Source organism: Methylobacterium sp. PvP105, from assembly GCF_017876975.1.
GTDB lineage: Bacteria > Pseudomonadota > Alphaproteobacteria > Rhizobiales > Beijerinckiaceae > Methylobacterium > Methylobacterium radiotolerans.
On record NZ_JAGIPA010000001.1, the window covers coordinates 5,285,338 to 5,310,303 of the forward strand.

The 24,966-nt window shown below is 73.2% G+C and carries 27 protein-coding genes; 13 read left to right on the top strand and 14 right to left on the bottom strand.

The annotated features are described in order from the left end of the window. Nucleotides 1-551 precede the first annotated feature (551 nt). From J3A75_RS25750 to J3A75_RS25770, 5 genes are all read right to left on the bottom strand, one after another. Nucleotides 552-1,880, bottom strand: coding sequence for an MFS transporter (locus tag J3A75_RS25750; RefSeq protein WP_059409924.1), 1,329 nt, complete (start codon nt 1,878-1,880; stop codon nt 552-554). Nucleotides 1,881-2,219: 339 nt separating this feature from the next. After that, the gene (locus tag J3A75_RS25755; RefSeq protein ID WP_012320801.1) at nt 2,220-3,146 is read right to left on the bottom strand and encodes a hydroxymethylglutaryl-CoA lyase; all 927 of its coding nucleotides are present in this window, start codon (nt 3,144-3,146) and stop codon (nt 2,220-2,222) included. Then, entirely contained in the window at nt 3,143-4,336 is a 1,194-nt protein-coding gene (locus J3A75_RS25760) for a CaiB/BaiF CoA transferase family protein (RefSeq protein WP_012320802.1), read from the bottom strand. Before J3A75_RS25760 ends, J3A75_RS25755 begins: the two co-directional genes overlap by 4 nt. 100 nt (nt 4,337-4,436) lie before the next feature. Then, nucleotides 4,437-5,357 carry a LysR substrate-binding domain-containing protein gene (locus J3A75_RS25765; protein ID WP_024829086.1) on the bottom strand — a complete coding sequence of 307 codons (921 nt, stop codon included), beginning with the start codon at nt 5,355-5,357 and terminating at the stop codon, nt 4,437-4,439. Between the two features lie 25 nt (nt 5,358-5,382). Beyond that, nucleotides 5,383-5,757 carry a hypothetical protein gene (locus J3A75_RS25770; protein WP_012320804.1) on the bottom strand — a complete coding sequence of 125 codons (375 nt, stop codon included), beginning with the start codon at nt 5,755-5,757 and terminating at the stop codon, nt 5,383-5,385. A 213-nt stretch (nt 5,758-5,970) separates the two neighbouring features. Between J3A75_RS25770 and J3A75_RS25775 the strand changes: the two genes are divergently transcribed. From J3A75_RS25775 to J3A75_RS25815, 9 genes are all read left to right on the top strand, one after another. Beyond that, nucleotides 5,971-6,594 (top strand): LemA family protein, encoded by a 624-nt coding sequence (locus tag J3A75_RS25775; RefSeq protein WP_373866324.1) that lies wholly within the window; start codon nt 5,971-5,973, stop codon nt 6,592-6,594. A 34-nt stretch (nt 6,595-6,628) separates the two neighbouring features. Next, entirely contained in the window at nt 6,629-7,417 is a 789-nt protein-coding gene (locus J3A75_RS25780) for a TPM domain-containing protein (RefSeq protein ID WP_059409932.1), read from the top strand. Continuing rightward, nucleotides 7,407-8,039, top strand: a complete 633-nt coding sequence (locus tag J3A75_RS25785) for a TPM domain-containing protein (protein WP_029361370.1) — start codon at nt 7,407-7,409, stop codon at nt 8,037-8,039. The genes J3A75_RS25780 and J3A75_RS25785 overlap by 11 nt, the downstream gene beginning before the upstream one ends. A gap of 301 nt (nt 8,040-8,340) precedes the next feature. Beyond that, the gene (locus J3A75_RS25790; protein WP_058621153.1) at nt 8,341-9,663 is read left to right on the top strand and encodes a glycosyltransferase; all 1,323 of its coding nucleotides are present in this window, start codon (nt 8,341-8,343) and stop codon (nt 9,661-9,663) included. Beyond that, on the top strand, nt 9,660-9,899 hold the full coding sequence (locus J3A75_RS25795) for a ferredoxin (RefSeq protein ID WP_012320809.1): 240 nt from the start codon (nt 9,660-9,662) through the stop codon (nt 9,897-9,899). The genes J3A75_RS25790 and J3A75_RS25795 overlap by 4 nt, the downstream gene beginning before the upstream one ends. After that, nucleotides 9,896-11,218, top strand: a complete 1,323-nt coding sequence (locus J3A75_RS25800; protein ID WP_071000034.1) for an NAD(P)/FAD-dependent oxidoreductase — start codon at nt 9,896-9,898, stop codon at nt 11,216-11,218. Before J3A75_RS25795 ends, J3A75_RS25800 begins: the two co-directional genes overlap by 4 nt. Beyond that, nucleotides 11,211-12,452 carry a cytochrome P450 gene (locus J3A75_RS25805; protein ID WP_071000035.1) on the top strand — a complete coding sequence of 414 codons (1,242 nt, stop codon included), beginning with the start codon at nt 11,211-11,213 and terminating at the stop codon, nt 12,450-12,452. Before J3A75_RS25800 ends, J3A75_RS25805 begins: the two co-directional genes overlap by 8 nt. A gap of 184 nt (nt 12,453-12,636) precedes the next feature. Next, entirely contained in the window at nt 12,637-13,812 is a 1,176-nt protein-coding gene (locus tag J3A75_RS25810; protein ID WP_012320812.1) for a zinc-dependent alcohol dehydrogenase, read from the top strand. Between the two features lie 113 nt (nt 13,813-13,925). Further along, nucleotides 13,926-14,594: an SOS response-associated peptidase gene (locus tag J3A75_RS25815; protein ID WP_012320813.1), complete on the top strand. Its 669-nt coding sequence runs from the start codon at nt 13,926-13,928 to the stop codon at nt 14,592-14,594. Nucleotides 14,595-14,831: 237 nt separating this feature from the next. Here the strand turns inward: J3A75_RS25815 and J3A75_RS25820 are convergent, their stop codons facing one another. The 3 genes from J3A75_RS25820 to J3A75_RS25830 form a co-directional block, all read right to left on the bottom strand. Next, complete coding sequence (locus J3A75_RS25820; protein ID WP_071000036.1) at nt 14,832-15,590, bottom strand: lytic transglycosylase domain-containing protein; 759 nt, start codon at nt 15,588-15,590, stop codon at nt 14,832-14,834. Between the two features lie 71 nt (nt 15,591-15,661). Then, nucleotides 15,662-15,922, bottom strand: a complete 261-nt coding sequence (locus J3A75_RS25825) for a hypothetical protein (protein ID WP_012320815.1) — start codon at nt 15,920-15,922, stop codon at nt 15,662-15,664. Between the two features lie 47 nt (nt 15,923-15,969). Then, nucleotides 15,970-16,260 (bottom strand): hypothetical protein, encoded by a 291-nt coding sequence (locus tag J3A75_RS25830; protein WP_012320816.1) that lies wholly within the window; start codon nt 16,258-16,260, stop codon nt 15,970-15,972. 136 nt (nt 16,261-16,396) lie between these two features. Here J3A75_RS25830 and J3A75_RS25835 point away from each other — a divergent pair, with 136 nt between their 5' ends. Further along, entirely contained in the window at nt 16,397-16,633 is a 237-nt protein-coding gene (locus J3A75_RS25835) for a hypothetical protein (RefSeq protein ID WP_012320817.1), read from the top strand. On the opposite strand, the gene J3A75_RS37100 is transcribed toward J3A75_RS25835, so the two are convergent. Both J3A75_RS37100 and J3A75_RS25840 read right to left on the bottom strand, forming a co-directional pair. Next, nucleotides 16,612-16,746, bottom strand: coding sequence for a hypothetical protein (locus J3A75_RS37100; protein ID WP_268821199.1), 135 nt, complete (start codon nt 16,744-16,746; stop codon nt 16,612-16,614). The two genes, J3A75_RS25835 and J3A75_RS37100, sit on opposite strands and share 22 nt — an antisense overlap. Beyond that, a complete protein-coding gene (locus J3A75_RS25840) occupies nt 16,746-18,002 on the bottom strand; it encodes a hypothetical protein (RefSeq protein WP_245295819.1) in 1,257 nt (418 codons plus the stop codon). Before J3A75_RS25840 ends, J3A75_RS37100 begins: the two co-directional genes overlap by 1 nt. A 117-nt stretch (nt 18,003-18,119) precedes the next feature. Between J3A75_RS25840 and J3A75_RS25845 the strand changes: the two genes are divergently transcribed. From J3A75_RS25845 to der, 3 genes are all read left to right on the top strand, one after another. Beyond that, nucleotides 18,120-18,731 (top strand): NnrU family protein, encoded by a 612-nt coding sequence (locus J3A75_RS25845; protein ID WP_029360714.1) that lies wholly within the window; start codon nt 18,120-18,122, stop codon nt 18,729-18,731. Between the two features lie 117 nt (nt 18,732-18,848). Beyond that, nucleotides 18,849-19,559, top strand: a complete 711-nt coding sequence (locus J3A75_RS25850; RefSeq protein WP_024829077.1) for a tetratricopeptide repeat protein — start codon at nt 18,849-18,851, stop codon at nt 19,557-19,559. Between the two features lie 30 nt (nt 19,560-19,589). Further along, on the top strand, nt 19,590-20,936 hold the full coding sequence (gene der, locus J3A75_RS25855) for a ribosome biogenesis GTPase Der (RefSeq protein WP_012320821.1): 1,347 nt from the start codon (nt 19,590-19,592) through the stop codon (nt 20,934-20,936). Nucleotides 20,937-20,987: 51 nt separating this feature from the next. Here the strand turns inward: der and J3A75_RS25860 are convergent, their stop codons facing one another. From J3A75_RS25860 to purF, 4 genes are all read right to left on the bottom strand, one after another. Continuing rightward, complete coding sequence (locus tag J3A75_RS25860; protein WP_053620813.1) at nt 20,988-22,106, bottom strand: carboxylate-amine ligase; 1,119 nt, start codon at nt 22,104-22,106, stop codon at nt 20,988-20,990. Between the two features lie 61 nt (nt 22,107-22,167). Then, nucleotides 22,168-22,578, bottom strand: coding sequence for a dihydrofolate reductase (locus J3A75_RS25865; protein ID WP_024829075.1), 411 nt, complete (start codon nt 22,576-22,578; stop codon nt 22,168-22,170). Nucleotides 22,579-22,641: 63 nt separating this feature from the next. Continuing rightward, nucleotides 22,642-23,391: an SDR family NAD(P)-dependent oxidoreductase gene (locus J3A75_RS25870; protein WP_012320824.1), complete on the bottom strand. Its 750-nt coding sequence runs from the start codon at nt 23,389-23,391 to the stop codon at nt 22,642-22,644. Nucleotides 23,392-23,455: 64 nt separating this feature from the next. Continuing rightward, complete coding sequence (purF, locus tag J3A75_RS25875; protein WP_012320825.1) at nt 23,456-24,931, bottom strand: amidophosphoribosyltransferase; 1,476 nt, start codon at nt 24,929-24,931, stop codon at nt 23,456-23,458. Nucleotides 24,932-24,966: the final 35 nt, after the last annotated feature.

A 24,966-nucleotide genomic window follows, 5' to 3' on the forward strand; every position in this document is an offset into this window, starting at 1 on the left:
TACTGATGTGTTCACTGTTTTCGGCCGCCGAGATCGGTGCCCGAACTCGACTTCGGCATCGGCGGTCCCGCGTCGCGCCCGCTCGGGCCGTCCCGCCCGCTTCGGCCGGTCCCTGCGCCGGGCGCGCGGTGGGCCTCGCGTCTCGGTCCCAGCGGGCTGTCGCGGGATCGGGTCCATGCGGACTTCGGTCTCGACCGCCGGCGGACAGGGCCGCACCCATGGCGGAGATCGGGTTGGACCTCCGCGTCGCCGGTCTCGCCGGGCGGACGGCCCGGGAGGTGCCCCGGCCGATCCGCGGCAGCGGCGCGGTCCCGCGGGCGAGGGCCTATGGCGCGGCCGTCCGCGGCGATCCCGACCCCGACCCACCCCGGTGGACCTGTCGCCGCGCCGGCCGGTCCGTGCCTCGGCCGAGGCGCGCGGCATCGCCAGCCACGCCCACACCGCCCGCCGCTTCAAGGTCCGTCGCGGCCTGAAGCCCCGCGACGACCGCTGGCGGCCCGCGCCGCCGCCCGAGATGGGCCGCCCCGGCCGCGCCGGGGCGGCGGGCCGGCTCACGCCGCGCGGTCGCTGCGGCGCAGGCTCGCCGGCATGGCGAAGAGCGCCAGCCCGGCGGCCACGAGGCAGAGCACGCCGATCCCGTAGAGCGCGGGCGTCGTCGAGCCGGTGAGATCCTTCACCCAGCCGACCATCACCGGGCTGACGATGCCGCCGAACTGCCCGAGCGTGTTGATCAGCGCGATCCCGCCGGCCGCGCCGACGCCGGTGACGAGCTTGGCCGGCAGCGTCCAGAAGGTCGGGATCGACGCGACGATGCCGGCCCCCAGCAGCGCCAGGGCGAACATCAGCGGCACGATGTGCTTGTCGAACAGGCCGGCGCCGAAGAAGCCGAGCGCCGCCGCGATGGCGAGGCCGGCGACGAATTTCGGCCGCTCGCCCGAGGCGTCGGACAGGCGTCCGATCACCACCATGCTGATCGCCCCGCAGATGTAGGGAATCGCCGTCAGGAAACCCACCGAGGCCGCCTGCCCGCCGCTCGCGGTCTTGATCAGGTCCGGCCCCCAGAAGTTCAGCCCGTAGGAGCCGATCTGGAGCAGGAAGTAGATCAGCGCGATCAGCAGGAAGCCCGGCTGCTTGATCGCCCCGATCAGCGAGTGGTCGCCGATATCCCGGTTGTGGTGGGCGATCCGGCTCGACAGGAGCGCCTTCTCGGGCTCGGACAGCCAGCGGGCGTCGGCGATCCGGTCGTCGAGGCGCGTCAGCACGAGCATTCCGAGCACGAGGCAGGGCAGGCCGCCGGCCAGGAACAGCCATTGCCAGCCGGCGAGGCCCCCGACGCCGTTGAGGCCGCCGAGGATCAGGCCCGCCACCGGCGCGCCGAAGATCCCCGAGAAGGCCGAGGCCACGAACATGAACGAGGTGATGCGGCCGCGATGCGAGGCCGGGAACCAGATGGTCAGGTAGTAGAGGATGCCGGGGGCGAAGCCCGCCTCCATCGCGCCGATCAGGAAGCGCAGGGCGTAGAAGTGCCACTCGCTGCGGATGAAGATCATCAGCGCGGTGGCGATGCCCCAGGAGATCATGATCCGGGCGATCCAGCGCCGCGCCCCGACCCGGTAGAGGAACAGGTTCGAGGGCACCTCGAAGATCACGTAGCCGACCACGAACATGCTCGCGCCGAGTCCGTAGGCGACGTTGCTGAAGCCGAGGTCGCTCTGGAGCTGGAACTTGGCGAAGCTGATGTTGATGCGGTCGAAGAACGCGAACATGTAGCAGATCATGATCAGCGGCATGAGCCGCCACGCGACCTTGCGGACGACGCCGGTCTCCGTCACCGCGCCGGTCTCGGCGGCGGCCGGCGACCCGGACAGGGCTGCAATCATGGTTTCCTCCGTGGTGTGTTCTTGAGGGACGTGTCTTGGGCGGTGCCGCCTTCGGACGGGCGGCTTTCCGCGAAGTCAGGTTCGGGCGCAGCTCACGGCACACGACGGCGATGCCGCCTTCGCCGGACGAGGCGCGGGTCCCCTCTCCCGTTCGGGAGAGGGACAGGGTGAGGGATCAGGTCTGTCCGGATGAGAAGCGTCCTGCCGGCACGTCGACGGTGTGCCACATCCGGAGAGTTCTCATCCCTCACCCCGACCCTCTCCCGTTCGGGAGAGGGAGCGCGTCGCGTCCGACGCGTGGGGCGGGCCATTGTAAGGCCGCCCCTCTCCGTCTCCGGCTCAGGCCGCCCGGGCGGGGGCCGGATGCAGGTCGCAGGGCCGTCCGGCCTTGGCGACCTGGCCGGGCACGTCGTGGCCGACGAGGCGCGGCAGGTCGCGCGACAGGCCGATCAGCGCCGGGAGGTCGAGGCCCGTCGGCACGCCCATCTCGTGGGCCATGCTGACGAGATCCTCGGTGCAGATGTTGCCGGTGGCGCCGGGCGCGAACGGGCAGCCGCCCAGGCCGCCGAGCGCCGCGTCGAAGCGCCGGGCGCCCGCGTCGTAGGCCGCCAGCACGTTGGCGAGGCCGAGGCCGCGGGTGTTGTGGAAGTGGAGCGTCAGGCGGCCGGGACCGACCAGGGGCAGGACCCGCGCGACGAGGCGGCTCACCTGCCGGGGATTGGCCATGCCGGTCGTGTCGGCCAGCGTCACGCCGTCGACGCCCAGCGACAGGTAGCGCTCCACCTGCGCGACGACCGTGTCGGCGGGCTGGTCGCCCTCGAACGGGCAGCCGAAAGCCGTCGCCACCGTGGCGTTGGTGCTGACGGGGGCGCCGCGCACCGAATCCATGATCCGCGCGAAGCCGGCGATCGAGTCGGCCGGACTCATGCCCATGTTGGCGCGGTTGTGGGTCTCGCTCACAGAGGCGACGAGGTTGATCTCGTCGACCCTGGCGGCGAGCGCCCGCTCGGCGCCCTTCGGGTTCGGCACCAGGGCGACGTAGACGGTCCCGGGCCGGCGCCGGATCCCGGAAAAGACCTCGGCCGCGTCGGCGAGGGCCGGCACCGCCTTCGGCGAGACGAAGGACGAGACCTCGATCCGGCTGAAGCCGGCCTCCGAGAGCGCGTCGATCAGGCGGATCTTCTCCGGGGTCGGCACGAAGACCGGCTCGATCTGGAAGCCGTCCCGGGTCGCGACCTCCTGGACGATCAGCGCGTCGCCGCTCATGCCACCGCTCCCTTCTCGCGCAGCGCGGCGATGCGCGCCGGGTCGAGACCGAGCTCGGCGAGCACGGAATCGGTGTGGGCGCCGAGGGCCGGCCCCTGCCAGCGGACTTCGCCAGGCGTGTCGGAGAGCTTCGGCACGATGCCGGGCATCTTCACGGCCGTCCCGCCGGGCAGCTCCGCCTGCAGGATCATGTCGCGCGCCTGATAATGCGGATCGGCCACGATGTCGGCGACCGAGTAGATGCGGCCGGCGGGCACGTCGGCGGCGTCGAGGACGGCGAGCGCCTCCTCCACACTCTTCGTCTTCGACCAGTCGGCGATGGTGCCGTCCAGCATGGCCGACTGCTTGGAGCGGCCCTCGTTGTTGCGCAGGGCCGGGTCGTCCGCGAGGTCGGGACGGCCGATCGCCGTCATCAGGCGGCGGAAGATCGGGTCGCTGTTGCCGGCGATGACCACGTAGCCGCCGTCCCGCGTCGGGTAGGTGTTCGACGGGGTGATGCCCGGCAGGGCGCCGCCGGTGCGGGTGCGGACCTCGCCCAGCAGGTCGTACTCCGGGACGAGGCTCTCCATGACGTTGAACACGCTCTCGACGAGGGAGACGTCGATCACCTGACCGGCGCCCTGCCCGGTCTTCACGCGCAGCAGGGCCATCAGCGCGCCGATGACGCCGTGGAGCGAGGCCAGGGTGTCGCCGATGCTGACGCCGACCCGGGCCGGCGGGGAATCCGGGCTGCCGGTGGTGAAGCGGATGCCGCCCATCGACTCGCCGATGGCCCCGAAGCCGGGCCGGTCGCGGTAGGGGCCGGTCTGGCCGTAGCCCGAGATCCGGACCATCACGAGGTTCGGGTTGAGGGCGGAGAGCACGTCCCAGCCGAGGCCGAGCTTCTCCAGGCCGCCGGGACGGAAGTTCTCGACCACCACGTCGGCGCTCGCGGCGAGCTGCTTGACGATGTCGAGCCCCTCGGGCGACTTCAGATTGACGGCGATCGACTTCTTGTTGCGCGACTGCAGGTACCACCAGAGCGAGGTGCCCTCGTGCATCTTGCGCCACTTCCGGAGCGGGTCGCCCTCGCCCGGGGCCTCGACCTTGATCACCTCGGCGCCGAACTCGGCCATCAGCCGCGTCGCGAAGGGCGCGGCGATCAGCTGACCGAGCTCGAGAACGCGGATACCGCTGAGCGGACCGGACACGGCTTTCCTCCATCGTTTGTTGCCCCGGAGATAGGGCCCTTCCGGTGGCCAAGTCCAAACGCCATGCACCACCGTGCGTTCGCCGCCGGAGAACGCACGCTCAGCGACCGGCAGCCCGGAGATGCTCCAGCAGGAGCGCCGCCGCGGGCGGCAGGGCGCCCGGGCGGACCACGAGGCGCAGCGTGCGCTGCGCCCAGGGATCGGTGAGCGGCACCGCCGTGAGGCGCATCGGCGGCCCGAGCAGGGCGTAGACGCGCTCCGGCACGGTGCCGAGCCCCAGGCCGACCTGCGCCATGCGGCAGATCGCGTCGAAGCTCGGCACGTGCATCCGCAGCCGCAGCGGCCGGCCGAGGCGCCGGGCCTCGTCGCGCAGGGCGGCGTAGATCGAGCTCTCCGCGTGCAGCCCGACATGGTCGTAGTCGAGGCTGTCGGCCAGCGCGACGGCGCCGCGGCCGCTCAGGGGATGCCCGGCCGGCATCACCAGGACGAGGCGGTCGCTCCGGTACGGGTAGGCGGTGAGGCCGCGGGTGTCGGTGTTGTCCGCGCAGAGGCCGAGATCGGCGAAGCCCTCCTCGACGCCGGCGACGACGCCGCCGCTCGGGCGCTCCTCGAGGTCGACCCGGATCCCGTCCTGCGCGGCCAGGAAGGCCTGCAGGTCCTCGGGCAGGAACTCCACGATGGCCGAGAGGTTGGCGAGCACCCGCACGAAGCCGCGCACGCCCCGGGCGTGCTCGGCGAGTTCCAGGGCGATCTGCTCGGCGCTCGCCAGCATCCGGCGCGTGTGGTGCAGCAGGGTCTCGCCGGCCGGCGTGAGCCGCATGCCGCGCGGCTCGCGGGTGAGCAAGGTGCAGCCCAGCGCGTGCTCCAGTTCGGCGAGGCGCTTGCTGACCGCCGAGGGCGCGATCGCCGCGCGGCGGGCCGCGCCGTTCAGCGTCCCCTCCGCGCAGATGGCCGCGAACAGCCGGAGCGTCTTCAGGTCGAGGCGGCTGAGGGTCGCGGCCGCGGGCAGGTCGGCGGACATCCGGCGGCGCGGTGCGGGCGGGCCGTCAGTCGCGGGAGCCGACCGGCTGGCCGTAGGTGCCGAGGCCGGCCTTGGCCCCCTCGCGGTTGACGAGGCCGAACCGCAGCACCGCCTGCTCCAGGTAGTCGATCGCGTCGACGAGATGGGCGCGCGCCTCGGCGATGCTCTCGTCCCCCTCCTCGACCGGCGTCTCGGCGAGCTTCACGGCGGCGATCAGGACGCGGTCGCGCTCGTCCTCGATCCGCGGATCGCGGGCGAGGTGGCCCCGGACGCGGGCGTCGAACGTCTCGATGACCGACCAGGGCAGCGCGTCCTTGCCGGCCGGCGCCCGGTACGCCCGGGCGTGGCGCCGCGCGTCGGCGCTGGCGGCCCTGACATGGTCGGCGAGTGCTGCATCCATTCCCGGCCTCCGCGGCGCCGCGCCGATCCTCGGCTCGAGGGTCCGAACGTCCGCCGGCGCGGTCCGTTGCCGACGCCTTAGCGGGCCGCGGCACAAACCTTCAAGGCCGGGCGAGCCGGGGCCTTACCTTGGCGGTTCCGGCCCTTATCTCTCGGACTCGTGATCAAGCGGCCGAGTCTCGGCCGGCAGATGGGGGACGATATGGGAACGACGCTGACGGCCGGCGCGGTGCGCCGGACATCGCCCGCGGCGCGCCTCCTCGGCGTGCTCTCGGTGATCCTGGTGGCCGCGGGTCTCTCCGGCTGCGGGGCGGTCAACCGGGTGCCGACGCTGCAGGAGCAGGCCAAATCCTCGTGGAGCGAGGTGCAGAACCAGTACCAGCGCCGGGCCGACCTGATCCCCAACCTCGTCGAGACCGTGAAGGGCTACGCCCAGCAGGAGAAGGACGTGCTGATCGGCGTCACCGAGGCGCGCGCCAAGGCGTCCAGCGTGAAGGTCGACGCCTCCACGGTCAGCGATCCGCAGAAGTTCAAGGAGTACCAGGACGCCCAGAACCAGCTCTCGGGCGCGCTCGGACGCCTGCTGGTGACGGTGGAGAAGTACCCCGACCTCAAGTCGAACCAGAACTTCCTCGCCCTGCAATCCCAGCTGGAGGGCACCGAGAACCGCATCGCGGTCGCGCGGCGCGACTACATCACGGCCGTGCAGGCCTACAACACCGAGGTGCGCACGATCCCGGGCCGCTGGATCGCGGCGATCCTGTATCCCGACGCCAAGCCGATGGAGACCTTCACGGCGACGCCGAACGCCGACCGGCCGCCGAACGTGAAGTTCTAGGGTGGCGCATATGGGCCGGACCGTGTGCCGGGCCATGCCCGTCCGGGGGCGGCACGCCCTGTCGCTCGCCGTCCTGGCAGCCTGCCTGACGATCACCGCGATCGGAGCGCTGGCGGCCGAGCTGACCTTCCCGGCGCTGACCGGCCGCGTGGTCGACGCGGCCGGCATCCTGACGCCGGAGCAGCGCGGCACCCTCGAGGCCAAGCTCAAGGCCCACGAGGACAAGACCTCGGACCAGGTGGTCGTCGCCACGGTGCCGAACCTGCAGGGCACGACCGTCGAGGACTACGCCAACCGCCTGTTCCGGGACTGGAAGCTCGGGCAGGCCAAGACCGACAACGGCGTCCTGCTGCTGGTGGCGCCGAGCGAGCGGAAGGTCCGGATCGAGGTCGGCTACGGCCTGGAGGGGGCGCTGACCGACGCCCTGTCCAAGGTGATCATCGCGGGCGCCATCACGCCGCGCTTCAAGACCGGCGACTATTTCGGCGGCCTCGACGCCGGCGTCGACGGCATCCTGTCGATCCTGGCCGGCGACGCGCAGGAGTGGCAGCGCAAGCCGCAGGTGCGGGCCGACGAGGTCGATCCCGCCCAGGTGGCGGTCTTCGTCGCCCTGTTCCTGATCGTGCTCTTCGTCGCGTGGCGCATGAGCCGGGGCGGCCGGTCGAGGCCCGGCGGCCTCGTCATCCTGCCGGGGCCCGGCTCGGGCGGGTGGGGCGGCGGCTTCTCGGACGGCGGCTCGGGCGGCTCCTCGGGCGGTTTCGACGGTGGATTTTCCGGCGGCGGCGGCTCGTCGGGCGGCGGAGGGGCCTCCGGTGACTGGTAGACGCGCGGCCGTGCTGACTCCGGAGGCGCGGGACCGGCTCGCCCGCGCGGTCGGGCACGCGGAGGCCGGGACCTCCGGCGAGATCGTCGTGATGGTGAGCCGGCGCGCCGGCGCCTACCGCTCGATCGTGCTGCTCACCGCGCTCGTCGCGGCGCTGGTCCTGCCCTGGCCGCTGATCGCCCTGACCGCCTGGACCGCCGCGTCGATCCTGCTGGCGCAGGCGGGCGTCGTGGCGGCGATCCTGGTGGCGAGCCAGAACGAGCGGCTGCGCATGGCCCTGGTGCCGCGCCGCCTGCGCCGCGCCCGCGCCCGCGAGGCGGCCCGGCGGGCCTTCTGGTCGCGCGGCCTGAGCCTGACGCGCCGGCGCACCGGGGTCCTGCTCTACCTGTCGCTCGCCGAGCGGCACGCCGAGATCGTCAGCGACCTCGGCGTCCTGCGGGAGATCCCGCCGGCCGCCTGGGACGGGATCCTCGCCGAGCTGATGCCGGCCCTCGGGCGCGGCGCGATCGAGGACGGCCTGACGACGGCGGTCGCGCGCGTCGGAGCCTGCCTGGCGGAGCATCTCCCGGCGGGTCCGGGCGACCCCGACGAGCTGCCGAACCGGGTCGTCGTGGTCGACTGACGGCGCCCCGACCGTCGCGGCCGGGTGCCGTCAGCCATCGTCCGGACGGAGGACGCGCCGCGTGCCGGCGGCACGCACGATGGCTGTGGCCTGTGACACTCCGATATTGCGTCGGACTTCAACCGGATGCCATGGTGCGGCGCCGCACGAAGCACCCTCCGGTTGTGTAACTGCGCTGGACCGGCCGCGATTTCCCCTGTGAGTCCGGCGCGCCGGGGGCCACGGGGCGCCCGCGGATGAAGGCGTCGGCACCCGAGCAGGGGCGACGCCGGCCCGACCGGCGGCGCTCGAGGAGGCCGTGATGAAGATCCTGATCGCCGCGACGCCGCTCACCGGCCACGTGAATCCGCTCCTCGCCATCGGGCGGACGGCGGCCGCCCGGGGCGACGACGTCCTCGTGCTCACCGACCCGACCTTCCGGCCGAAGGTCGAGGCGGCGGGCCTGCGCTTCACGCCCTACGCCGACGATCACGCGGCCGAGTACCGCGAGACCGACCTGCCGGCCGGCCCGGAGCGCTATCGCCGCGAGTTCGAGCGCCGGTTCGTGGATCCCATGCCGGTCCAGGCCGCCGCCCTGCGGGCGCTGATCGCGGCCGAGGCCCCCGACGTAATCCTGGCCGGCAGCATGTTCCTGGGCGCGCTGCCGCTACTCCTCGACAGCGCGCCGCGGCCGCCGATCGTGACCGTCAACGTCAGCATCCTGTTCCTCGACCGGCCCGACCACGCCCCCGTGGGCCTCGGCCTGCCACCGGCCCGCGACCGGGACGACCTGGTCCGCTACGCCACCCTGAAGGCCGGCATGGATGCGGCCTTCGTCAACCCGGTCCGGGCCTACACGGACGCGAAGCTCGCGGCGCTCGGCCTGCCGCCCCTGCCGGCCTCCCTGCCCCACTCCATCGTGATCCTGCCGGACCTGTTCCTGCAGCCGACCGTGCCGGGCTTCGAGTACGATTACGGCACCCTGCCGCCGGGCCTGCGCTTCATCGGCCTGCTCCAGCCGCCGACGCCGCCCGCGCCGCTGCCGGAGTGGTGGCCGGCGCTGGAGGCGGCGAACGCGGCGGGCCGGCCCGTCGTGCTGGTCACCCAGGGCACGCTGGCCAACGCGGATCTCGGCGAGCTGGTCGAGCCGACCCTGACCGCCCTGGCCGACCGGGACGATCTGCTGGTCCTGGCCACCACCGGCGGTCGGCCCGTGGACGCGCTGGCGGTTCCGGTCCCGGCCAATGCCCGGGTGTCGTGCTTCCTGCCGTTCCGCGAATTGCTGCCGCGGGTGAGCGTGCTCGTGACCAACGGCGGCTACGGGAGCGTCTCGCAGGCGCTCGCCGCCGGGGTGCCGATCGTCTCGGCCGGCCTGACGGAGGACAAGGCGGAGGTGAACGCGCGCATCGGCTGGTCCGGCGTCGGGATCAACCTCGGAACCAACGCGCCGACCCCGGAGGCGGTCGGCGCCGCGGTGGCGCGCGTGCTCGACGAGCCCGACTTCCGCGCGCGCGCCGGCGCGATGCGGGACGCCTTCGCGGCGCGGGACGCCATGGCGTCGATCCTGACCGCGGTGGACGATCTCGCGCGCGCCCGGGGCAAGGCCGATAACGGGGCCGCGCGCCCGCTCGCGAGGTCGGCATGAAGCCGGCCTCCGACACCGCGGCGCTCCGGGTCGTCGTGGATCTCAACCGCTGCCAGGGCTACGCCCAGTGCTGCTACGCCGCGCCGGACGCCTTCGCGCTCCGCGGCCACGAGATCCTGTTCTACGATCCCGCGCCGCCGGCCGAGCGGCGCGGCGCCATCGAGCGGGCGCTGCAGGCCTGCCCGGTCCGCGCCATCAGCCTCCAGGCCGGCCCGGACGACGGGGGCGCGCCGTGACTCCCGAACCCGCCGGCATCGTCGTGGTCGGGGCCTCCCTCGCCGGCCTGCGCGGTGCCGAGGCGCTGCGGCGGGGCGGCTACGACGGGCCGCTCACCCTGGTCGGCGCCGAGCCGCACCGCCCCTACGACCGCCCGCCCCTGTCGAAGCACGTGCTCGCCGGGGAGCTCGCCGCCGACGCGACCCGGCTGCCAGAACTGGCCGAGCTCCGCGCCCGCTGGCGTCTCGGGAGCCCGGCCGTCGCCCTCGACCGGGCGGCCCGCACGCTCCGGCTCGCCGACGGGTCGACGCTCGCCTACGAGTCCCTGCTCATCGCCACCGGCGCCGAGGCCCGGCCCTGGCCGGCCGAGACCGGTGGCGGGCTCGCCGGCATCTTCACCCTGCGCGGGCGCGACGACGCGGCCGCCCTGCGGGACGCCCTGGTGGCGCGCCCGCGGCAGGTGCTGATCGTGGGCGGCGGCCTGATCGGCTGCGAGGCGGCCTCCTGCCTGTGCGATCTGGGCCTGCCCGTGACCCTGGTCGACCCGAACGCCGCGCCCCTGGCCCGGGGTCTCGGGACCTTCGTCGGCAGCGTGATCGCCGAGTGCGTGCGCGCGTCCGGCGCCACGTTCCGTCCCGGCGCGACGGTGCGGGCGTTCGAGGGCGACGCGTCCGGGCACATCGCCCGGGCCCGCCTGGCGGACGGCAGCACCATCGAGACCAACCTGGTCATCGTCGCCCTGGGGGCGACCCGGGCGACGGGCTGGCTGCGGGGTGCGGGCCTGCGCGCGGATGCCAGCGGCGTGACCTGCGACGCGGCCTGCCGGGTCCTCGACGCCGACGGGGTGCCCTGCCCGGACATCTACGCCGCGGGCGACGTCGCCCGGTGGCCGATCCCGCTCTACGGCAACCGCCTGATCGCCGTGGAGCACTGGGGCAACGCCGTCGAGCAGGCCGCCCACGCCGCGCGCAACATGCTGGCCGGGCCCGGCGACCAGCGCCCCTACGGTCACCTGCCGGCCTTCTGGTCGAGCCAGTTCGGGATCAACATCAAGCTGGTCGGCCTCCCCGAAGGGGCCGATTCCGTGGCGGTGGTGCAGGGTTCGCGGGCCTCCCGGCGCTTCCTCGCCGTGTACGGCCGCGCCGGGCGCAGCATCGCGGCCGTCTCGTTCGATCAGGCCCGCTGGCTGCCGGCCTACGCGGAGGCGATCACGGCCGGCGATCCGTTCCCGCCGATCACCGACGCCACCGACCGGCCGCGCGTCGAGATGGCGGTCCCGGGCTTCCCGCCGCACCGAGCCGCCCGGGCGCGGCCTTCCGCCGAGACCGTCCATGTCTGACGACGCGCTGTTCGCCGCCGTGATGGATCCGGCCAACCGGGCCGACCCGTACCCGCTCTATCGACGGATGCGGCAGCAGCCGGTCTCGCGCCAGCGCGACGGCAGCTACGTCGTCTCCACGCACGCGGCGATCCGCAGCCTGCTGTTCGACCCGCGGCTCAGCTCCGAGGACCTGCCGCCGCCCCGGCGGCCCCGCACCGGCAACCCGCTCAAGGACCTGATCCTCAACCCGATCAAGAACCGCATCAGCGCCACGCACCGCCCGTTCATCTTCCGCGACCCCCCGGACCACGACCGCCTGCGCAGCCTGGTGATGCGGGAATTCTCGATCGCGCGGGTGCAGGCGCTGCGGCCGCGGATCGCCCGGGAGGTGGACGGCCTGATCGACGCGTGCCGGGAGCGGCGGGAGGTCTGCCTCGTGAGCGACCTGTCCTACCCGCTGCCGGTGACGGTGATCTGCGAGCTGCTCGGCGTGCCGCGCGCGGACGAGCCGCGGTTCCAGGCCTGGGCGACGCAGCTCGCCACCGCCGTGGAGCCGGACGCGCGCCACGACGACGGGACCCGGCGCCAGATCGTCGGCGCCTTCGACGAGATCGCCGCCTACATGCGCGACCTCATCCGCGAGAAGCGCCGCCGCCCGGCGGACGACATGCTGAGCGGCCTCGCCGCCCCCGGCCCGGACGGCCGGAAGCAGATGAGCGACTTCGACCTGCTGTCGACGGCGGTCCTGCTGCTGGTCGCGGGTCACGAGACCACCGTGAACCTCATCACCAACGCCATGCTGACCCTGCTCCGGCATCCCGCGGAGCTGGAGCGGCTCAAGGCCGATCCCGAGCGGGCCCCGCGGCTGATCGAGGAGGTCCTGCGCTACGAGCCGCCGGTGCATTTCCGGACCCGCAAGGCCCTCGGCGCGATCGCGGTGGCCGGCGAGATGATTCCCAAGGGCGCGCCCGTCATCCTGATGTTCGCGGCCGCGAACCGCGATCCCGACCGGTTCGCGGCGCCCGACCGTTTCGATCCCGACCGGGGCGACATCGAGCATTTCGGCTTCGGCGGGGGCCTGCACTACTGCGTCGGCGCACCCCTGGCGCGGCTCGAGGCCGAGATCGCCCTGATTGCGCTCAGCCGCCGCCTCGTCGCCCCGCGGCTCGCGGTCGATCCGCCGCCCTACCGGCCGGGCGCGTCGCTCCGGGGGCCCGAGCAGCTGCGGATCGGCATCGACGGCGTCGCCTGACCCTGGCCGTGCCCGCGCGACTCGTGAAGCGGCGGTAAACGGGTCTGTTTCACGTGAAACATTCGTAAACCCCTTCGCCCCGAGGCGGGGCGCGCCGCCGCCGGAACTTGGCCGTGCCGAAGCGGGCTTTACGGGAGAACGGCCGAGTTGGCCGCGACCCCGAGAGCTTCCGGAGACACGACGCATGAAGGCACTGTGCTGGCACGGCCGCAACGACATCCGCTGCGACACGGTCCCAGATCCGGTCATCGAGGATTCCCGCGACGTCATCATCAAGGTCACGAGCTGCGCGATCTGCGGCTCGGACCTGCACCTGATGGACGGCCTGATGCCGACCATGAAGAGCGGCGACGTCCTCGGCCACGAGTTCATGGGCGAGGTCGTCGAGGTCGGACAGGGCTTCACCAAGTTCAAGAAGGGCGACCGGATCGTCGTGCCCTTCAACATCAATTGCGGCGCGTGCCGCCAGTGCAAGCTCGGCAACTACTCGGTCTGCGAGCGCTCGAACCGCAACGCCGAGATGGCGGCCGCGCAGTTCGGCTACACGACGGCCGGCCTGTTCGGCTACTCGCACCTCACCGGCGGCTACGCGGGCGGTCAGGCCGAGTACGTGCGCGTGCCCATGGCGGACGTCGCGCCCATGAAGGTGCCGGACGGCATGGACGACGAGTCCGTCCTGTTCCTCACCGACATCCTGCCGACCGGCTGGCAGGGCGCGGAGCACTGCGAGATCCGGGGCGGCGAGACGATCGCGGTCTGGGGCACCGGCCCTGTCGGCATCTTCGCGATCCAGTCGGCGAAGATCATGGGAGCCGAGCGGATCATCGCCATCGAGACCGTGCCCGAGCGGATCGCCCTCGCCCGCAAGGCCGGCGCCACCGACGTCATCGACTTCATGAACGAGGACGTGTTCGAGCGGATCAAGGAGATCACCAAGGGCCAGGGCGCCGACGGCGTGATCGACTGCGTCGGCATGGAGGCGAGCGCCGGCCACGGCGGCCTCACCGGCATGCTGTCGACGGTGCAGGAGAAGCTCACCGCCACCGAGCGGCCCTACGCGCTGGCCGAGGCCATCAAGGCGGTCCGACCCTGCGGGATCGTCTCGGTGCCCGGCGTCTACGGCGGGCCGATCCCGGTCAACATGGGCTCGATCGTCCAGAAGGGCCTGACCCTCAAGAGCGGCCAGACCCACGTGAAGCGCTACCTCGAGCCGCTGACCAAGCTGATCCAGGAGGGCAAGATCGACATGACCTCCCTGATCACACACCGCTCGCAGAACCTCGCGGAGGGGCCAGACCTCTACAAGACCTTCCGCGACAAGAAGGACGGCTGCGTGAAGGTGGTGTTCCACCTGAACTGAGGCGACGGCGCCCCGGCCACGGACCGGCCGGGGCATTCCCTCCGCCCGGCTGGTCGCGGCGTCCCGGACGCGTGTAGAGCCGGCGCCGTGCTCACCAACCGTCCGGGACATCCATGTGCAACCTCTACAGCCTGCGGACCGGCCCTGCGGACCTGCGCCGGGCCTTCGGGATCGCGGAGGATCGCACCGGAAACCTTCCGCTGTTGCCGGCTATCTTTCCCGATCAGCTGGCGCCGGTGGTCCTGAACGGCGCGACCGGCCGGGACCTCGCGATGATGCGCTGGGGCATGCCGGGGCCCAAGGCGTTCGGCGAGCATCCGATCACCAACGTGCGCAACGTCGCGAGCCCGCACTGGCGGCCCTGGCTCGGGGTCGCCCATCGCTGCCTCGTGCCGGTCAACGCCTTCAGCGAGTACGCCGACACGAAGCCGCGCAAGACGCCGGTCTGGTTCGCCCTCGACGAGGACCGGCCGCTCTTCGCCTTCGCGGGGATCTGGCGGCCCTGGACCGGCGTGCGGGGCACGAAGCGCGAGAACCCCGACCGGGTCGCCGAGGAGCACCGGCTCTTCGCCTTCCTGACCACGGAGGCGAACGGCGTCGTCGGGCCGGTCCATCCCAAGGCGATGCCGGTCCTGCTCACGAAGCCGGAGGAGTGGGCGACCTGGCTGGAGGCGCCGACCGCGGAGGCGCTGCGGCTCCAGCGCCCGCTCCCGGACGCCGCGATGCGCGAGGTCGCCCGCGGCGCCCGGTCGGACGGGCCGGAGGCCGAACCCGAGGCGTAGGCGGCGCCAGGGCCGTTCCCGATCGTGTTGCGACGATTTGGAAGGACGATGACTCCGGTTGAGATAGCCGCGCCAGGCCCCCTCTCCCGTGCGGGAGAGGGTTGGGGTGAGGGATCAGGTCCTTCCGGATCAGTCGCATCCCTCACCCTGTCCCTCTCCCGTGCGGGAGAGGGGACCCGCGCCTCGCTCGGCACGGACACGGCGATCGCCCCCGTCCCGACCCGATCGGGAACGGCGCTAGCCGCCGGCCGGCTCACCCGAGGCCCCGTTGGGCGCGGCCGACCAGCCGCGGGCCCGCCAGCGCGCCACCACGGCGGCGTTGAGCCGGGCGATGCGCGCCCGGTGCGCCTCCCAGAACGACAGCGGCCTCGCCGGAACGGCGGCGACGCGCGTCCGGTGGACGGGGCCCGCCGGCCGCGCGGCGAGGCGGTCCGGCGCGGCCGCGCGGGCGCTCGCCCGGACAGCGCGCGCCTCCGGGTCGCCGAGGATCGCCTGGGCGCGGGCGCAGTAGAGCTGCGACAGGGGCGACATCGACTCGGCGCCGTGGCCGGCCCGGTACTTCATCAGCGCGCGGCAGAGGTCGCCGTCGGCCCGGCGCCAGGCCTCGGCGAGGTAGCGGACGCCGTAGCGGACGTTGATCTCCGGCGACGCCAGCTCGGCGACCGTGCCGCGGAAGCCGAGCATCGCCGCGGTGGTCGGGCGGACCTGCATCAGCCCGACCTCGCCGACGCTGCCGACCACGGTGGGATCGTAGCCGCTCTCGATCCGCGCGACGGCGTCGGCGACCGCGAGGGGCAGGCCGGTGCCGGCGGTCTCGCGGGCGATGAGCGGCAGGAAGCGGGCGCGCGCGTCGGCGGCGACCGGTGCGGCCGCGGGCGCGGGCGGGACGGGCGGCAGCGAGGCCATGCCGACGGCGTGCACCGCCAGGAAGGTGGCGGGCCGGGCCTGCGCGGGGGCGGCGCAGGCCAGCAGCAGGAGTAGCAACGGAGCGCGCATCGGCCGCCACGGAGAGGAACCGGGACCTGTCTATCCCGGCCGCCTCAACGAAGCCTTTCGCCGGCGCGCGCCTACTGGATGGGGCCGCGGTCCCGCGCCTGCAGCAGCCGCAGGGCCTCACCCAGGACCGCGTGGAGGTCGGCCGCGCCCTGCGGGCTCAGCGGCAGGCCGACCCGCTGCCCGTGGATCGTGTCGAGGACCAGCATGGCGAGATCCTCGCCGATCAGCAGGTTGGATCCGGGCAGGCAGAGCGGCAGGACGAAATCGCCCTCGACCTCGCCGAGGGCGTCGACCGCGTCCGCGGGCCGGAAGGGCGGTTTCCGATCGGTCATCGCTCCCCTCCTCGCATGTCTCCGGGTGCGGTCTCCGGCGCCGCGGCTCAGCCGCGCTCCGGCATCCGCACCGACCGCACCGTGAGCGTGTCGATCTCCAGCGAGCCGACCTCCAGGGCGCCGACCCGGGCGCGGCCCACCGAGAGGCGGCCGATCGCGAAGGCGCCGACCGCCACGACGCCGAGGGCCGCGGCCCCGAGGGCCAGCGCGCCCAGGGCCGACGCCCCGATCGCCCCCGCGCCGACGGCGCCCGATCCCAGGATTGCTGTGTCGGGGGACGGAATCACCCCCGTCCCGTCGGGGCGGCTCTCCGTCTCCGGGACCCTCGAACGCGACATGCGGCTTCCTCTCCGAGCGGGCGATGGCGGAGCCAGCTATACCCGACGTTAACCGCGTTTTCACGCCGCCCGGGCACGATGGCGTCGATCCCGGCCGGCCCGGACCGCGCGTCCGCCGCCAGAGAGGACGTCGCCCGTGCAGCACCTGTTCCAGGCCGTCGCGATCTTCGCGTTCGGCTGCCTGCTGATCCATGCCGGTCGCGCCTACGCCCGGGCGACCACGCTCCTGCTCTCCGCGACCGCGCTGATGCTCAGCGTGACCCTCGGCACCGTGCTCTGGCAGCGGATCGGCGTCCCGGGGCGCTCCGTCGCGGCCGGCCCGTCCTACACGGTGGCGCTCGGCCAGCCCGCTCAGGAGAGCCGGGCCCGGTAGGACCCGGCGATCGTCGCCTCGGCCTCCGCCACGTCGGCCGCCGCGGTCCGGCCGGACCGGATGCGGCCGGGGCTCGGGAACGTGTCGCGCGCGACGCGCCGGTCGAGCGGCATCAGGGCCAGACGCGGATCGCCACCGGGCGGCGCAGCAGGTCGCGGTCGGAGGTGATCGTGCAGCCCTCGGTGCGCAGGCTCGCGTAGGTCAGGAGCGCCCGGTCGCCGACATCGTCGAAATTGCGGCCCCGCGCGTCCGGGTCGAGGAGCGACGGGTAGGCCAGGAGCGGCGCCGTCGCCGCGCAGGGGTCTTCGTAGAGGGTCGCGCCCTCGAGGAGCAGGCGCGGGCTGTCCCAGGTGATCAGGTCCCGGGAGGTCGTCCAGTAGAAGCCGGACCGGGGAAAGCCCTCCCCCGCCTTCGCCATGAACACGGCGATCCAGGCGCCCGTGCCGCGGTGCCGGACGACGGCGCCGACCGGGCCCGGGAACGGCCCGACCGGCCGGCAGGTGGCCGTGTTCGGGCGGGCGGCGCGGTAGGGATCCGGGAAGGCGGCGGTGAAGCCGGTGCCGGTCCAGGCCCGCCAGCGGGTCGGGTCGGCCGGGTCGTCGCTGCGGAACAGGCAGACCCCCGCCTCCTGATCGCTGCCCGGTCGGGTCCAGCCGGTCGTCGAGGCGAGGAAGTAGCGCCACGTCCCGTCGGCCACGATATTCGACGGGTTGAAGAAGCCGCGGTGGCGGCCCTGGTCGACCTCCTGCCGGAACGGCGCCCCGGCGACCACGGCGGGCGGGCTCTGCCGCCGGAAGCTGCGGCCGCCATCCGTCGAGGCGGCGGCCGTGATCGTGTTGTACCAGCAGGCCATGTAGTTGGCGGCCGGGCAGCGGCCGGGATGCTCGTTCGCCTGGTACTCGTGGTGGAGGAGCGCGGCCACGCGGGTCCCGTCCTCGGTCCAGGTCGCGGTGATCCAGGAGCGGTCGTCGTAGGCCGCGGGATCGGGCTTCTCGCCCGAATCGAGCACCACCGCGCAGTCGAGCTTGAGATGGCCGAGGTCGGGGCCGCGCAGCGCCCGGTTGCGGTAGTGCATCCCGTAGAGCGCCACCGAGCCCGACGCGTCCCGGAAGGCGCGCGCCGGCGCATCGGGCACGTCGGCGCCGTCGCAGGCGTCGCGCCCCGCCTTGAAGACGAGCGCGGGCGGCCCGACCAGGGTCAGGGCCGAGAGCGGCGGCTCCGGCGCGGCCGCGGCTCTGTGCGGGAGGAGCGGCAAGAGCGCCAGGAGGAGCGCCAGGAGGAGCGCCGGGAGGATCCGCCGCGCGGCCGCTCCGGCTCCGAGGCGGCACGCGGCGCGCGCTCGTCCGGCGATCCGATCCGCCCAACCCATGGTCGCCACTCGGCTGCGTCCCGGCCGCGCCTGGACAAACAGGCGGAGATTCGCTTGAGAACCATTACAGAGTGCTTGCCGCCGACCGGACCCGCGCGGCCCGACCGAAAGTCATCCATGGTTCTCCTGATCCTCGGGCTGGTGCTGTTCCTCGGCACGCACGCCTTCTCGATGGCCCGCACCCGGCGCGCCGCGATCGTCGGCCGGATCGGCGAGGGCCGCTACAAGCTCGGCTACACCGCCCTGTCGCTGCTCGGGCTCGTGCTGATCGGGATCGGCTTCCACGACTATCGGCTCGCCGGCTACATCCCGGTCTGGGACCCGCCCGTCTGGACACGCCACCTCGCCCTGACGCTGGTCTGGCTCGCCTTCGTGTGCCTCGCGGCCGCCTACCTGCCGGGCCATATCCGCGCCAAGGCCAAGCACCCGATGCTGCTCGCCGTGAAGATCTGGGCGACGGCGCACCTGCTCGCCAACGGCGATCTCGGCTCCATGCTCCTGTTCGGCGGCTTCCTCGCCTGGGCGGTGACCGCCCGGATCAGCGCCAAGCGCCGGGGCCTCGCCCCCGGGGCGGTCGCGGCCCAGCACGGCGGTCCGGCGGCGGCGCCCCTGGGCTGGCGCAACGACGTCCTGGCCCTGGTGGTCGGCACGGCCGCGTGGTTCGTCTTCGCCCGCTACCTGCACTACCCGGTGATCGGCGTTCCGGTCTGGCCGGGCAGCGCGGCCTGAGCCGGCACCCGCGGCGGCACCTGAGACATGGCCTGTCGCCAACCCGGCGCCCGTGTGTTAGGCGCGGGGCCCGAACGAGACGAGGTGGTCCGCTGAAATCATGCGGGCCGGGATAGAATGGCCGAGAACAACGAGTTCCTTCGCGAGGTCGACGAGGATTACCGCCGCGACCGGATCCTCCAGATCTGGAAGCGCTACAGCGGCGTGATCATCGCGCTCGCCGTGCTCGTGGTGGCGGGTGTGGCGGGCTGGCGCTACTGGCAGGCCCAGCAGCGCGCGGCGGCCGAGGTCGCCTCGGTGCAGTTCGACGACGCCAACCGCCTCGCCAAGGACGGCAAGGTCGCGGAGGCCGACAAGGCCTTCGAGACGCTGGAGGCGCAGGGCCCGGCGGGCTACCGGCTGCTCGCCCGGTTCCGGGCGGCGGCCGAGACCGGCAAGCGCGATCCGGCGGCCGGGGCGGCGGAGTTCGACAAGCTCGCCGACGATACCGGCCTCGGCGACGGCCTGCGCGACCTCGCGCGCCTGCGCGCCGCGCTGCTGCGCCTCGACGGGCCGAACCCGGACCCGGCGCTCGCCAACCTCCAGGGCCTCGCCGCCGGGACGCCGTTCCGCCACACCGCCCGCGAGATGCTGGGCCTCGCCGCCCTGAAGAAGGGCGATTACGAGGACGCCAGCCGCTGGTTCGACCAGATCGTGGCCGATCCCGACACGCCGCGGAACCTGCGCGAGCGGATCGAGGTCTACGCGGCGATCGTCGCGGGCGGTCCCGTGACGGTGACCGCCGCCAAGCCCGAGCCCGCCGCGCCGCCCCCGCCGATCACGCGCTGATCCTTCGTCCGGACTGTTTCGAGAACCACCATGGATATGCCGACCGTCGCGATCGTCGGGAGGCCGAACGTCGGCAAGTCGACCCTGTTCAACCGCCTCGTGGGCAAGAAGCTCGCGCTGGTCGACGACCGCCCGGGCGTGACCCGCGACCGGCGCGAGGGCGACGTCGCGTTCGGCGGCCTCGAGTTCCGGGTGATCGACACCGCCGGCCTGGAAGAGGCCGACGCCGCGAGCCTCACCGGCCGGATGCGCATGCAGACCGAGGCGGCGATCCTCGCCGCCGACGTGGTGCTGTTCGTGATCGACGCCCGCGCCGGCGTGCTGCCGGCCGACCAGCCCTTCGCCGAGCTGGTGCGCCGCGCCGGCTGCCCGGTGATCCTGATCGCCAACAAGGCCGAGGGCGGCGCCGGCCTCGCCGGGGCCTACGAGGCCTTCACCCTCGGGCTCGGCGACCCGATCCCGTTCTCCGCCGAGCACGGCGAGGGTCTGGGCGAGCTGCACGAGGCGCTCAAGGGCGCCCTGCCCCAGCGCGACGCGGACGAGGATCCGGACGACGCCCCCGGCGGCCGGGCCCTGAAGGTCGCGATCGTCGGCCGCCCGAATGCCGGCAAGTCGACCCTGATCAACCGCATGCTCGGCGAGGACCGGCTGCTCGTCGGCCCCGAGGCCGGCATCACCCGGGACTCGATCTCCCTGGACTGGGAGTGGCGCGGGCGGCGGATCAAGCTGCACGACACGGCCGGGATGCGCCGCCGCGCCCGGATCGACGACAAGCTGGAGAAGCTCGCGGTCTCGGACGGGTTGCGCGCCGTGCGCTTCGCCGAGGTCGTGGTGGTGCTCCTCGACGCGACGATCCCGTTCGAGAAGCAGGACCTGACGATCGTCGACCTCGTCGAGAGCGAGGGCCGCGCCCTGGTGATCGGCCTCAACAAGTGGGACCTGGTCGCCGACCAGCCGGGCCTGCTCAAGCAGCTGCGCGAGGATTGCACCCGGCTGCTGCCGCAGGTGCGCGGCGTCGCGGTCGTGCCGCTCTCCGGCCTCGCCGGCGACGGCGTCGACAAGCTGATGCAGGCGGTGGTGCAGGCCGCCGAGGTCTGGGACCGGCGCGTCTCCACCTCGCGCATCAACGACTGGCTGAACGAGGCGACCTCCCGCAACCCGCCCCCCGCGGTATCGGGGCGGCGGATCAAGATCCGCTACGCCACCCAGGTGAAGAGCCGGCCGCCCCACTTCGCGCTGTTCGGCAACCAGCTCAACGCCCTGCCGAAATCCTACACGCGCTACCTCGTGAACGGCCTGCGCGAGGCGTTCGACCTGCCGGGCACGCCGATCCGCCTGTCCCTGCGGACCTCGCAGAACCCGTTCGACAAGGGCTGATCCAACCTCCGCTCGTGATGACGGAGGCGATGCGGCAGCCCTGCGCAGCCCTCAGCGCGCCGCGTCGGCGATCCAGTCCACCGCGGCCGCCAGCGCGGCGCGCTCGTCCTGACCCGCGGTGAGCGCGGCCTCGTAGGCCGCGACCTGCCCGTCGGCGCTGGTCCCCTCGGCCACGATCGCCCGGGCGCGGGCCACGTCCGCCGCGCAGCCGAGGGCGTCCGCGTCCTCGGCGACGAGCGTGAGCATCGCCTCCAGCGCCTCGGCGAACGGCACGGCCTCGCCGCGCGCCTCGTCGATCAGGGACGCGGCCACGCCGCTGTGCTGGGCCCGCCAGAGGTTCTCCGAGGCCAGCGCCCGCGAGACGCCGTCGAGGCCGGCGTGGAGCTCCGGCCGGCGCACGCACAGGCGCACGAGGCAGCGGAACAGGGCGGCGATGCAGAGCGAATCGTCGAGGCGCGTGCAGGCGTCGGCGATGCGCAGCTCCAGCGTCGGGAACTTGATGGAGGGGCGCAGCGACCACCACAGGAAGCTCGCGTCCGCGATCGCGCCCGACCGGGTCATGATGGCGACGAACCGCGCGTGGGCGGCGGCGTCGGCGAAGAGTTCCGGCAGGCCGGTGCGCGGCAATTCCCCGAAGACGCTGAGCCGGTAGGCCCGCAGGCCCGTCGCCTCGCCCTGCCAGAACGGCGAGGAGGCCGACAGCGCGAGCAGCAGCGGCTGGAACGGCAGCAGCCGGTTCATCAGGTCGACGCGGGCCTCGGGGTCCGGCACCTCGACGTGGACGTGCATCCCGCAGATCAGCGCCCGCCGCGCCGCGATGCCGACATCCGACAGGATGCCCTTGTAGCGCGCGCCGTCGGTGGCGGTCTGGCGCGACCAGCGGGCGAGGGGGTGCGTGCCGCAGGCCAGCAGCCGCAGGCCGCTCTCGGCGGCGATGCCGGCGAGCTGCCGCCGCTGGCCGCCGAGATTCTCCCGGGCGGCCGCCGCGTCGGTGAGCGGCGGCGTGCAGAGCTCGACCTGCGCGGCGACCAGCTCGCGGCCCGTCTCGGGCAGCTCCGCCTCCACCCGCGCGTGGAACGCGGCGAGGTCGCCCCGCGGCGTCCCGCGGGTCTCGGCATCGGCCAGGAAGTACTCCTCCTCGATGCCGAAGCGGTAGCTCGGGGCGCTCATCGTGGTCTCCGGAAAACGCGACGCGTGCGCGCCAACGCGCCGGATTGCAGGAAGGTGCCGCTCAGGGCGTCCGCAGCGGCCCGCCGACCAGCCAGGCCGGGTCGAACCAGCGGTCGGCCTCGCCGTCGTAGGGCAGGCGCGTGATGTCCCAGTGCTGGATGTACCGCGCGTAGACGTTCCACACCGCGATCCCGCCGCCGACGAAGATCCGCCGCCCGGGATAGCGCTTGAGCACCGCCTCCGGATCCTCGTGGCTGCGGATCACGTCGATGGTGCGGTCCTTGAAGGCGAATTCGGGCACCGAGGCCACCGTCTTCGGCCCGGCGATCAGCACGTGGCCCATGGTCAGGGCGAAGAAGCGCGTGACGTCCTCCACGAAGAGCGGGTCGGTGTTGCCCTCCCAGGGCAGGTGGCCGTTGAGGCCGAGCTGGCCCCGCAGGCCGATCGCGCAGATGCAGCGGACGTCGATCATCGCAAATCCCAAACCCGGCGGGCTCCGCCCGCCACCCGCCGGGGCCGCAGGCCCCGGACCCCTTTACTCGGGCGCGCGGAAACGCAGCACCCGGTCGGTGGGGAAATCGTAGAGCTTCCCGGTCTCGGCCCAGTCCGGCGCGGCGAGCCGCACGAAATGGGGGGCGAGGTCCTCGGGCGTCCGGAGGGTCTCGGGGTCCTCGCCCGGCATGGCCGAGCGGCGCATGCCGGTCCGCAGGGGGCCCGGATTGAGCAGCATGGCCCGGATCGCCGTGGTCTCGTTCTCGGCCGCGTAGGTCCGCACCAGGGCCTCCAGCGCCGCCTTGGAGACCGAGTAGGGTCCCCAGTAGGGCCGGCATTTCGAGGCCGCTCCCGACGAGACGAAGATCGCGCGACCCGCGTCCGACATGCGCAGCAGCGGGTCGAGGGAGCGGATCAGGCGCCAGTTGGCGGTGACGTTCACGTCCATCACCTGCCCCCAGATCTTCGGGGTGATGTGGCCGATCGGCATGAGCGCGCCCAGGATCCCGGCATTGGCGACCAGGATGTCGAGGCGCTTCCAGCGCTCGTTGATCGCCGCGCCGAGGCGGTCGATCGCGTCGTAATCGGCGAGGTCGAACGGCACGAGGGTGGCGCTGGAGCCGGCGGCGCGGATCGCGTCGTCGAGCTCCTCCAGGGCGCCCACGGTCCGGGCCACCGCGATGACGTGCGCGCCGGCCCCGGCCAAAGCCAGGGCGGCGGCGCGCCCGATGCCGCGCGATGCGCCGGTGACGACCGCGACGCGGCCTTCCAGGGTTCTCTGAGACTCAGCCATGGCGAGGACCTAGCGCATTTCCGCGCACAGGGGATGCCCGTTCGCGCGCAACGGCCGGATCCTGTCAGTCGGCCTCGGCCAGCATGGCGAAGCGCTTCGGGCCGGCGATGGACAGGTCGGTCAGGCCGGTCGGGTAGTCGCCCGTGAAGCAGTGGTCGGTGTATTGCGGGCAGGCCGCGTTCCGCGCCTCCTCGCCCATCGCCCGGTAGAGGCCGGGGATCGACAGGAAGGCCAGCGAATCGGCGCCGATATACTTGCGCATGGCCTCGAGATCGTGGGTCGCGGCGAGCAGCTTCTCCCGCTCGGGCGTGTCGATCCCGTAGAAGTCCGGGTAGGTGATCGGCGGCGACGCGATCCGGAAATGGACCTCCGCGGCGCCGGCCTCGCGCATCATCCGGACGATCTTCACCGAGGTCGTGCCGCGCACGAGGCTGTCGTCCACGAGGACGATGCTCTTGCCCTCGATCGCCGCGCGGTTGGCCGAGTGCTTCATGCGCACGCCGAGCTCGCGCACCGACTGGGTCGGCTGGATGAAGGTCCGGCCAACGTAGTGGTTGCGGATGATCCCCATCTCGAACGGGATCCCGGTCTCCTGCGAGAAGCCGAGCGCCGCCGGCACGCCGGAATCCGGCACCGGCACGACGATGTCGGCCGCGACCGAGGCCTCGCGGGCGAGCTCCCGGCCGATCGCCTTGCGCACCGCGTAGACGCTCTTGCCGTTCACCACCGAATCCGGCCGGGCGAAGTAGATGTACTCGAAGATGCAGGGCCGCATCGGCACGGCGTCGGCGAAGCGGATCGACTCGATCCCCTCCTCGGAGATCACCACGATCTCGCCGTTCTCGATGTCGCGCACGAACCGGGCGCCGATGATGTCGAGCGCGCAGGTCTCGGAGGCCAGCATGTAGCGGCCGTCGAGCTCGCCCAGCACCAGGGGGCGGATGCCCAGCGGGTCGCGGGCGCCGATCAGCTTCTTGTTGGTCAGCGCCACGATCGCGTAGGCGCCCTGGATCGCCTGCAGGGCGTCGATGAAGCGCTCGATGATCCGGGGCTTCCGCGAGCGGGCCGCGAGGTGCAGGATCACCTCGGTGTCGGAGGTTGACTGCGTGATCGCGCCGTCGCGCACGAGGTCGCGGCGGATCGACAGGGCGTTGGTGAGGTTGCCGTTGTGGGCGACCGCGAGGCCGCCGCTGGCGAGCTCCGCGAAGAGCGGCTGGACGTTGCGCAGGATCGTGCCGCCGGTGGTCGAGTAGCGCACGTGGCCGATGGCGGCGCGGCCCTTGAGGCGCGCGATCGTGTCGCCGTCCGAGAAGGAATCGCCCACGAGGCCGGGGCGGCGCTCGGAATGGAACACCGAGCCGTCGAACGAGACGATGCCGGCCGCCTCCTGGCCCCGGTGCTGCAGGGCGTGGAGGCCCAGCGCGACGATCGCCGAGGCGTCCGGATGGCCGAAGATGCCGAAGACCCCGCATTCCTCGCGCAGCGTGTCGCCGTCGAGATCGAGATCGAAGGTGTCGGTGGAGGCGGCGGCGTGTGACATGGGGCTGTCGATCACTCACAGATCCCGGCGGCGAC